Genomic DNA, 9,659 nt, shown 5'->3' with positions numbered 1-9,659 from the left:
GAGGCCGATGGTGTGCGCACCTGGCGCATCCCGGTCGACTACGCCTCCCACTCCCGGCACGTCGACGAGATCCGTGACCAGGTGCTGGATCTGCTCGAGCCGGTCCGGCCCAGGTCCGGTGAGGTCGCCTTCTACTCCACCGTCACCGGGCAGCGGGTCGACACCCTGGAACTGGATGCCGACTACTGGTTCCGTAATCTCCGGGGGACCGTCGAGTTCGAGGCCGTCGTCCGGTTGTTGCTGGCGGACGGTTTCGACACGTTCATCGAGTGCAGTGCGCACCCGGTGCTGGTCGCCGGTGTGCAGGAGACGATTGACAGTGCGGGGGTGTCCGCCCGCGGTTTCGGGACGCTGCGCCGGCACCAGGGCGGCTTGGACAGTTTCCTGCGGTCGGTGGGGGAGGCTTTCACCGCGGGGGCTGTCGACCGCTGGAGTCTGGCGGATCAGGGGGCTGGTGGTCATGTCACCCTGCCGACCTATCCCTTCCAGCGGACCCGGTACTGGCTGACTGCCGACCGTCGGCGTCGGGATGTCGGTGCGGTCGGGCTGACCGCGGCGGGGCATCCGCTGCTGGGTGCTGTCGTGGAGGGAGCGGCCAGCACGGTCTTCACCGGCCGGGTGTCGTCGGCCACTCATCCGTGGCTGGCTGATCACGAGGTCGCCGGCACCGTCGTGTTCCCCGGTGCCGCGTTCGTGGAGCTGGCGGTGCATGCCGCCGACCGGGTCGGCTGCGGCAGCATCCGTGAGCTGACCGTGCAGTGCCCGCTGGTTCTGCCCGAGCACGGTGCCGTTCGGTTGCGGGTGGAGGTGGGTGAGCCGGCCGGCGGTGATGGTGGGCGTGCGGTGCGGATCGACGCCCGCCCGGACACGGCCACTTCCGCGTCCTGGACGTGTCATGCGACGGGTGTGCTGGATGTCGAGGCGCCGTCTGCGGACTGGGATCTGACCGCCTGGCCTCCTGCCGGGGCGCGGCCGGTGGACGTCTCCTACGAGACCCTGGCCGGCCACGGCTACCACTACGGCCACGTGTTCCAGGGGTTGCAGCGGATGTGGCGTCACAACGACCACGTCTACGCCGAGGTCGCCCTCCCCACCGACCCGGACACCTACACCATCCACCCCGCCCTCCTCGACGCCACCCTCCACGCCGCGTGCACCGAGGGCCCCCGGATGGCGACGTCGTGGCGCGGAGTCGCCGTGCACGCGGTCGGCGCGTCCGCCCTGCGGGTGCGGATCGGCCCGGACCGCGCCGGCTCGGTGTCGATCACGCTGGCCGACACCGTGGGCGATGCGGTCGCCGAGTTCACGGTCGGTACCACGCCCGTCGATCCCGCCGAGCTGCAGGCCGCCAGAGTGGTGCAACTCGGCGCGCTCTACCGAGAGACGTGGGTCGACCACCTCGCGAAGTCGTCGCCGCGCAGGGCGAACTGGGCGGTCGTGGGCGAGGATCCGCTCCGCGCCGCCGTGGGACTGACGGCCGCGGGCGTGAACGCCCAGGCATACCCGGGACTGGACGCCCTGGTCGAAGCCGACGGGGAGGTGCGGGACTACGTGCTGCTCACCGTGCCGACGGGAGCGGAGGTCGCCGACACCGCGCGGGAGACACTGCGCCGGCTGAACGCCCTGTCGGCAACCGAGAAACTCGCCACGTCGACCGTGGTGTTCCTGACCACCGCCGCGGTGGCGGCCTTCGACCCTGCCGACGCCGACCTCGCCGGCGCCGCGGCGTGGGGGCTGATCCGGTCGGCGCAGGCGGAGCACCCCGGACGGTTCGTACTCGCCGACGTGGATGCCGACGAGGCTTCCTGGCGTGCGCTGCCGAGGGCCGTCATGTCCGGCGAGCCGCAGATGGCCCTGCGCGAGGGCCGGGTCAGGGTGCCACGGCTCGAACCGGGCGTACCGGCGGGTGTGACGGAGCGGTTCGCCGGCCACGAGGGCACCACGCTGATCACCGGCGGGACCACGCCCATGGGTGAGCGACTGGCGCGGCACCTGGTCGCCGTGCACGGAGTGCGGCATCTGGTGCTCACCGGTGACCTGGCCCCCGAGCCGGCCGCGGAACTCACCGCGCTGGGCGCCACCGTCACCACCGCGACGTGTGATCCGGCCGACCGCACGGCGATGCGGGAGCTGATCGACCGTCTGCCCGCGGAGCATCCGCTGATCATGGCCGTGCACATCCCGCAGGCGCCGCCGTACGACAAGGAGCCCTGTCCGGCACCGTCTGCGGCCCCGTCCCCGACCCCCGATGCGCTTGCCGAGGCGATGCGTGCGACGGTCGGTGCCGCGGAGATCCTCGACCAGGAGATCGGGGACGCCACCCTCGTGCTGTGCTCGTCGTTCGCCGGAACCGTCGGTGGCGCCGGAACCGCCGCCGCGGCCGCGTCGGCAGCCGCACTGGACGCGCTGGCCAGACGGCGCCGGGCGAGTGGCGCCCTCGCGGTGTCGCTGGCCTGGGGCCCCTGGGCGCCGGACGACGTACCGTCCCGTGGCGGGATCGCGGGCGTGGGCGTGCTGGGGGCGCGGGAAGCCGTCGCGCTGTTCGACACCGCCTGTCGCGCGAGCGAACCCGTGTGGATCCCAGCCAGGCTGGATCTGGCCGAGCTGGCCAGGCAGGCCGAAGCCGGGAACGCATTGCCGCCGGTGTTCAGGTCGCTGGTCAGGACCACCGGCAAACGTACGGCGGGCAAAGGCGCGGTCTCGGTGACCTCGCTGCGGCAACGGCTCGCGTCGATGGCGGAAGCCGAACGGGACCGGACACTGTCCGACCTGATCTCCACGCAGATCTCGGCGGTGCTCGGGCTGGAGTCGGCCGATGTGGTGCGGCCGAACCAGGTCCTTCTGGAATTCGGCTTCGACTCGCTGTCCATCCTTACCCTGCGGAACCGCCTGGACTCGGCGACCGGCGTGCGTCTGGACTCCGCGTCGATGCTGCAGCAGAAGACACCGGACGACTTGGTCCAGCACCTCAAGCAGGCACTGCTCGAGGGCCGATCCGGCAGAGGAGACGATGATGCACCCACCGCTCACACAGTCGAAACGCGTCGTTGACCCGACGGGACGTGGTTACCTGCTGCTGGAGTCGCATCCGGCCGGATGCTTCCGCAGCGTGGAGCTGATGCGGGCCGAGGTGCCGGCCCCGCAGAAGCCACCGGCGCGGCGGCCGACGGCACTGGTCATCGGGTCGAGCGCGGGCTACGGCCTGGCGAGCACGATCGCCGGGTTGGTGCGGTACGGCGTCGACGGCGCGGGCATCGGCCTCGAGCGGCCGGCCGGGCGCCGCAGCGCGAGCGCCGGGTGGTACCGCACCATCGCCACCCAGGCGATCGCCCGCGAGCTCGGGGCCGACTTCTCGTTCCGCAACGCCGACGCCTTCGCCGACACCACCAAGACCGAGACGCTGGACCTGCTGGCCGAGCGGTTCGGCGGCGTGGACTACCTGATCTACAGCGTGGCCGCGCCCCGGCGCACCGACCCACGGAGCGGCACCACCTACCAGTCGGTGCTCAAACCGCTCGGCGCGCCGCACACCACCCTGAACCTGGAGTTCGGCGACGACGGAGCCGCGTATGTGCGGGAGGCCACCGTGGCCCCGGCGACCGAGGCCGAAACCGCGGAGACCGTCAGGGTCATGGGCGGCGAGGACTGGTCCCGCTGGGTCACCGCGCTGGCCGATCGAGGGCTGCTGCGCAGCGGTTTCCGCACGGTCGCCCTCAGCTACATCGGCTCGCCGCTGACCTCGGCGATCTACCGCGGGGGCACGATCGGCGCGGCCAAGGCCGACCTGGAGTCCACCGCGTGCGCCCTGACCGAACGACTGGCCGCGGTGGACGGCCGCGCCTTCACCTCGGTGAACGGGGCCGTGGTCAGCCAGGCGTTGACCGCCATCCCGGGCATCCCGCTCTACGTCGGCCTGCTGCGTGGCGTACTCGGCGACCGCTTCCCGTCCCCCGTCGAGCAGTCGCTCGAGCTGTGGAACCAGCTGACCGCGCACCGGCCCGCCGTGGACCGCTCGGGCCGCATCCGTCTCGATGGCTGGGAGCTGTCCGAGCCGGTCCAGGCCGCCGTGGCCGAACGGTGGCGGTCGATCACCCCCGAGACCGTCACCGAACTGGCCGACACCGCCTGGTTCCGAGCCCAATACCGCGCCCTGTACGGCTTCGACGTCCCCGGCGTCGACTACACCGTCCCGGTCGAGACCGACCTGCCGTGGCCGGACTCGTCGACTCCGTGAAGCCGCCGCCGCGAGGTTCGGCAGGATCCGGACCCGGCTGGTGACAGCAGTCACCGGTACTTGTGAAGGCATTCGTGTCGGTGCCCGTTCTCATGGGCATCCCGCTTCTCCTCGGCTGACCACCGCGCGGCGGTCAGCCGAGGAGGACATTCAGCGGAAGTCGTCGGCGTGGTCGGCGGCCCACTGCGCGAACGTGTGCGCGGGCCTGCCGGTGATCCTGGAGACGATGACCGAGACCGGGGCCGGAACGCCGTCGGCTGCGGCCCCCATGCCCAGAAGCGCTTCGGCCACGTTCTGAGGAGCCTTCTTGGTGAATTCCTCCCGCGCCTGCTCGACAGAGACCTTCTCCACCCGGATCGGGCGCCCGAGGCCCTCACCTATGTGCTCCACCTGGCGCCGCAGCGTCAGCGACTCGGCCCCGTGGACGGTGTACGCCTGGTGGGAGTGGCCCGGCTCGGTCAGAGCGGTCACGGCGAGCGCGGCCATGTCCTTCTCATGGACGGGTGCGTTCTGCGCCTCGGGGTACGGGAGGCGCACGACGCCCTCCGCGCGGATCGATTCCCCCCAACACCACCGGGCGTTGGTGGCGAACATGCCCGGCCTGATGAACGTCCAGTCCAGCCCCGACCGCTCGATGGCCAGCTCGACCGTCCGGTGCATCCGGGCGATCGGGTTCCGTTCGGCGGTGGCCATCACGACCGACACCGACGACAGCAGGACCACCTTCCGCACGCCGGCGGATCGCGCCGCCGCCACGAAGCCCTCGATCTCCTCCGGTTTGGCGTACAGGAACACCTTGTCGGCACCGGCCAGCACCTCGGGCAGGGTCTCGGGGCGCTCCAGGTCGGCCGGGACGACCTCCAGCCCCGACGGGAAGCCGCCCGCCTCCGGGTTTCTGCTGGTCCCCCTGACCCTTTCGCCGGCGGCCATCAGGCCGGCAGCGACATTACGGCCGACATTGCCACGTGCGCCGAAGACAACGGTGAGCAAGGGTGAACCTCCTCGTGGTCGGTGGTGCGGGTGGTGCATGTACCGACCATAACTCAAACTGCGTACGGCGTACCTTCTTTTGCTATCCTGAATCCGTGGGGCCCACCCAGACCGTCGAACCCACCTTGTTCCAGGGGCAGTCGACGCTGCCGAGAGCAAGACGAGTGGGCCGCCCGCGAGGGCGCGCACAGAGGGGAATCCAGGTGAGCAAGACATATCCGCCGCCCAGCGTGGCAATCGACCCCGATCCGAGCCGTTCCTGGTTAAGGCGGGCGTGGCCGTTGGTCCGGGCGCACCGGTGGATGTTCGGCGCGGCTCTGGTGATGTCGGGGGCCAGCATGCTGGTGGCTGTACAGGTGCCGACCCTGATTCAGGACGCGGTGGACAACTCGATCGTGTCGCACACGGTGCCCCTGTCGCACTACATGTGGTGGCTGGTCGGGATGACGGTGGTCATGCTGGTCGTCGGCTACCTGTCCAAGCAGCTGCTGTTCCGCGCCGCGGCCAAGATCGAGTACGACCTGCGCAACATCGTCTACGAGCACCTGACCAGCCTGTCGTTCCCGTTCTACGACCGGATGCAGAGCGGACAGCTCATCTCCCGCGCCAACTCCGACATCCGTGCGGTGCAGATGTACCTGGCGTTCGCGCCGTACCTGCTGGTGCAGTGCGGCATCTCGCTGGTGTCGTTCGTGTACATGCTGGCGATCGACGTGCCGTTGGCCATCCTGGCCATGCTGCCGATGCCGCTGCTGTTCATGGCCAGCCGGCGCATGCAGCGTTCCCTGTTCCCAGTGTCCTGGCTGATCCAGGCCCGGCTGGCCGATGTCGCGACGGTGGTGGACGAGAACGTCAACGGCGTGCGCGTGGTCAAGTCGTTCGCGGCCGAACGGAGTCAACTCGCCCTGCTGCAGAAGGCCGCGAGGGGCGTCCGGTGGGCGAATGTGAAGGACGCCGATCTGCGCGCTCGGTGGACGCCCGTGGTGCAGAACCTGCCCCGGGTCGGCATGGCGATCGTGCTGCTGTACGGCGGATACCTGGTCATCCACGGTGAATTGGGCGTCGGCGCGATCCTGGCCTTCAACGCCTATCTCCTCATGCTCCAGGTGCCGTTCCAGGTGATCGGCAACCTGATCATGCTGGGGCAGCGGTCGTCGGCCGCGGCCAAGCGGCTGTACGAGGTGCTGGACGAGAAGCCGGAGATCGCGGACGCCCCCGACGCGCTGGAGATCACCGAGGCGCGCGGCGACGTCCGGTTCGACGACGTCACCTTCGGCTACGGTGACGGCCTCGACGTGCTGAAGGGGTTCACGCTGCGGCTCCGCCCCGGCGAGACGGTGGCGCTGGTCGGTCGGACCGGCAGCGGAAAGTCCACCGTGGCCAGGCTGCTGCCGCGTTTCTACGACGTGCGCGCCGGCTCCGTCTCGGTGGACGGGCACGATGTGCGGGAGCTGACCCTGCACAGCCTGCGGGACACCGTCGGCGTCGTACTGGACGAGCCGTTCCTGTTCTCGGCGTCGGTCCGCGACAACATTGCCTACGGGCGGCCGGACGCGGACATCACCGACATCGAGCGGGTGGCCCGGCTGGCCGGGGCGCACGGGTTCATCGTCGAACTGTCCGAGGGGTACGACACCGTCATCGGCGAACGCGGCTACACGCTGTCCGGCGGGCAGCGCCAGCGCATCGCGATCGCCCGGACGCTGCTGGTGAATCCGCCGGTGCTGGTACTCGACGACGCCACCAGCGCCATCGACGTCCAGGTGGAGCAGGAGATCCACGCCGGCCTGCGGACCCTGTTCGCCGGCCGGACGACGTTGATCATCGCTCACCGGCTGTCCACGATCAGCCTGGCCGACCGCGTGGTGCTGCTGGACGGCGGGCGGATCGTCGCGGACGGTACGCACAAGGAGCTGCTCGCCGGCACGCCGCTGTACGCGGAAGTGCTCGCGCAGGCGGACGAGAGCATCGAGGAGCTGGGGAGTGTGGGCCGATGACGTCTCCCGCAGGTGGTGGCGCCGCGTTCAACGGCGGCGGCAGGGCCACCGCACCGGGTCTGCCCTTCGCCGGCGTGCCGCCGGAGATGCAGGCGAGTGTCGACAAGTTGCTCAAGACCGAGCCGGAACATCCCGAGCCCGAGGTCGACTTCGAGCACGGCCGGCCCGATCCCGACGGCGCCAGGCTGAGTCTGCGGCGGCTGATCCGTCCGTACTGGTCGATGGTGCTGCTGGCCGGCGTGTTCGTGGCCCTGGAGGCGCTGACGCTGCAGGCCGGTCCGAAGCTGACCCAGATCGGGATCGACGACGGCATCACGGCGCGGGACTCCGGCACCTTGGTGCTGGTCGCGGTCGCGTACCTGGTCAGCCTGGTGGTCACCGGTGTCGCGCAGGCCGCGCGGGTCAAGGTGACCGGGCGGATCGCCGCGTGGGTGATGAACGACCTGCGGGTACGCGTCTTCACCCAGCTGCAGCGGCTGTCCCTGAACTTCTACACCGGCGAGAAGGCCGGCGTGATCATGACCCGGATGACTGGTGACATCGAGAATCTCCAGCAGTTGCTGCAGGACGGTCTGGCGCAGTTCGCCGTCCAGGGTCTGACCATGGTCGTCGTCACGGTGGTGCTGTTCACCTTCGACGTGCGGCTGGCGCTCATCACCATCGTGCTGGTCGTGCCCGTCCTGACCGCGCTGTCCGTGTGGTTCCACCGGGCGTCCGGCAAGGGCTACGTGCGGGTGCGGGACACCGTCGCCGACGTGATCGCCGACCTCTCCGAGAGTCTGCAGGGTGTCCGCAGCGTCACGGCGCACAACCGGCAGCGGCACAACACCGAGCACCACCGACAGGTCACCGGCAAGTACTACGACGCCAATGTCCGCACCGGCCGGATCAACTCCATCTACACGCCGAGCACCCAGGTCATCGGTGTCGCCGGACAGCTCGCGCTGCTGGCCATCGGCGCCGGCATGGTCACCGACGGGGACCTGACCATCGGGGAGCTGGTGGCGTTCCTGCTCTCCCTGGGCGCCTTCTTCCAGCCCATCCAGCAACTGGTGCAGCTGTACAACACGTACCAGCAGGGGCAGTCGTCGATCGTGAAGCTGAGGGATCTCGTGGGCACCCGGCCGGAGGTGGAGGAGGCCCCCGGTGCCGTCGACCTGCCGAAGGTAGAGGGTGAGATCGTCTTCGAGGACGTCACGTTCGGCTATGCTCCCGAGCGGTCGGTGATCTCCGATGTGTCGCTGGACATCCGGGCCGGTGAGACCGTGGCGTTCGTCGGCCCGACCGGTGCCGGCAAGTCCACCCTCGCCAAACTGGTGACCCGGTTCTACGACCCCACCTCCGGCCGGATCCTCATCGACGGGCGCGACCTCCGGGACGTGCGGATCGAGTCCCTCCGCCGGCAGATCGGCGTCGTGCCGCAAGAGCCCTTCCTGTTCGCCGGGCCGCTTCGGGACAACATCTGTTTCGCCGCCCCGGAAACCTCCGAAGACCGGATCCGGGAGGCGCTGCGGGTGGTCGGCCTGGTCGACGTGGTCGAGCGGCTGCCCGACGGCCTCGACACCGTCGTCCAGGAGCGGGGCCAGTCCCTCTCCTCCGGTGAACGGCAACTCGTCGCCCTGGCACGGGCCTTCCTGGCCCAACCCCGGGTGCTGATCCTGGACGAGGCCACGTCCAACCTGGACCTCCGGTCAGAGAACAAGATCGAGGAGGCCCTGGACGTACTGCTGGAGGGCCGCACCGCAATCCTGATCGCACACCGGCTCTCCACGGCCATGAAGGCCGACCGCATCGTCGTCGTCGACGAGGGTCGCATCGTCGAGGTCGGTGCGCACGACCAACTCCTCGCCGCAGACGGCAAGTACACGCAGATGTACGCCACCTGGACCAGCCAGGCGGCCGAGGCCCACTGAGGAACCCCGCGAGTTCCTCGCGGGTTCCTCCGTCCGGCTCGTGCCGGACGCGATCGGTGAGCTCGTGGTGCCGGTGCCGGTGCCGGCAACGGCGCGGGAGCTCCGGCATTGTCGTAACCGGAGCCGCGCGCCCCGGCCGGGCGGTGCCTGCTCGAACAGGGTCCGTCCGGCTGGACGATGTCCGTATCGGCCCGGAGGACGAACCGTCCCTGAGGGACGGCATGGTTCTGCGCAACCCGGCGTGCCGAGGCGCAGGACCGACGGAACGTGTTCCTCGGCTCCCTCGGACAGTAGCCGTCTGCAGGTCTGCCTCCGATCACTCGGGAGCAGACCTGTGTCCGCTCAAGGTTGTGCCTTCTCGTACGACGCCCGGGTGATGGCCAGCCAAGTCTCCTTCGGCTAGGCCGGAATCCGGTCCTCCTCCGTGTCGATCAGGAGTTCCCGCAGGATCCGGTGGTCGGCCAGGGCGTCGGAGGAGGCGATCGAGCTGAGGTACATGGTGAGCTGAGGGCTCTGGGTCTTCGT

At 70.0% G+C, this 9,659-nt stretch carries 5 protein-coding genes; 4 read left to right on the top strand and 1 reads right to left on the bottom strand.

Translation table 11 applies throughout. The annotated features are described in order from the left end of the window. Together ACIRFL_RS35200 and fabV are read left to right on the top strand one after the other, a co-directional pair. A partial coding sequence (locus ACIRFL_RS35200; RefSeq protein ID WP_404036949.1) for an acyltransferase domain-containing protein occupies positions 1-3,051 on the top strand: 3,051 nt, incomplete at its 5' end. Beyond that, entirely contained in the window at positions 3,014-4,234 is a 1,221-nt protein-coding gene (gene fabV, locus ACIRFL_RS35195) for an enoyl-[acyl-carrier-protein] reductase FabV (RefSeq protein WP_404036955.1), read from the top strand. The genes ACIRFL_RS35200 and fabV, both read left to right, overlap by 38 nt. A gap of 150 nt (positions 4,235-4,384) precedes the next feature. On the opposite strand, the gene ACIRFL_RS35190 is transcribed toward fabV, so the two are convergent. Beyond that, positions 4,385-5,224, bottom strand: coding sequence for an NAD(P)H-binding protein (locus ACIRFL_RS35190; protein WP_404036947.1), 840 nt, complete (start codon positions 5,222-5,224; stop codon positions 4,385-4,387). A gap of 302 nt (positions 5,225-5,526) precedes the next feature. Here ACIRFL_RS35190 and ACIRFL_RS35185 point away from each other — a divergent pair, with 302 nt between their 5' ends. Together ACIRFL_RS35185 and ACIRFL_RS35180 are read left to right on the top strand one after the other, a co-directional pair. Continuing rightward, positions 5,527-7,221, top strand: coding sequence for an ABC transporter ATP-binding protein (locus ACIRFL_RS35185; protein ID WP_404036944.1), 1,695 nt, complete (start codon positions 5,527-5,529; stop codon positions 7,219-7,221). Beyond that, the gene (locus tag ACIRFL_RS35180) at positions 7,218-9,134 is read left to right on the top strand and encodes an ABC transporter ATP-binding protein (RefSeq protein WP_404036941.1); all 1,917 of its coding nucleotides are present in this window, start codon (positions 7,218-7,220) and stop codon (positions 9,132-9,134) included. The genes ACIRFL_RS35185 and ACIRFL_RS35180 overlap by 4 nt, the downstream gene beginning before the upstream one ends. Positions 9,135-9,659 lie beyond the last annotated feature (525 nt).

The organism is Streptomyces sp. NPDC102462 (assembly GCF_044765425.1).
Lineage (GTDB): Bacteria > Actinomycetota > Actinomycetes > Streptomycetales > Streptomycetaceae > Streptomyces.
Note: the sequence above shows the minus strand (reverse complement) of the source record. Positions and strands in the feature narration are given on the sequence as shown.

Excerpts from the sequence above, each read along its gene's own strand:
- fabV (WP_404036955.1), top strand. The coding sequence starts at position 3,014 with ATGCACCCACCGCTCACACAGTCGAAACGCGTCGTTGACCCGACGGGA.
- ACIRFL_RS35185 (WP_404036944.1), top strand. The coding sequence starts at position 5,527 with ATGTTCGGCGCGGCTCTGGTGATGTCGGGGGCCAGCATGCTGGTGGCT.
- ACIRFL_RS35180 (WP_404036941.1), top strand. The coding sequence starts at position 7,218 with ATGACGTCTCCCGCAGGTGGTGGCGCCGCGTTCAACGGCGGCGGCAGG.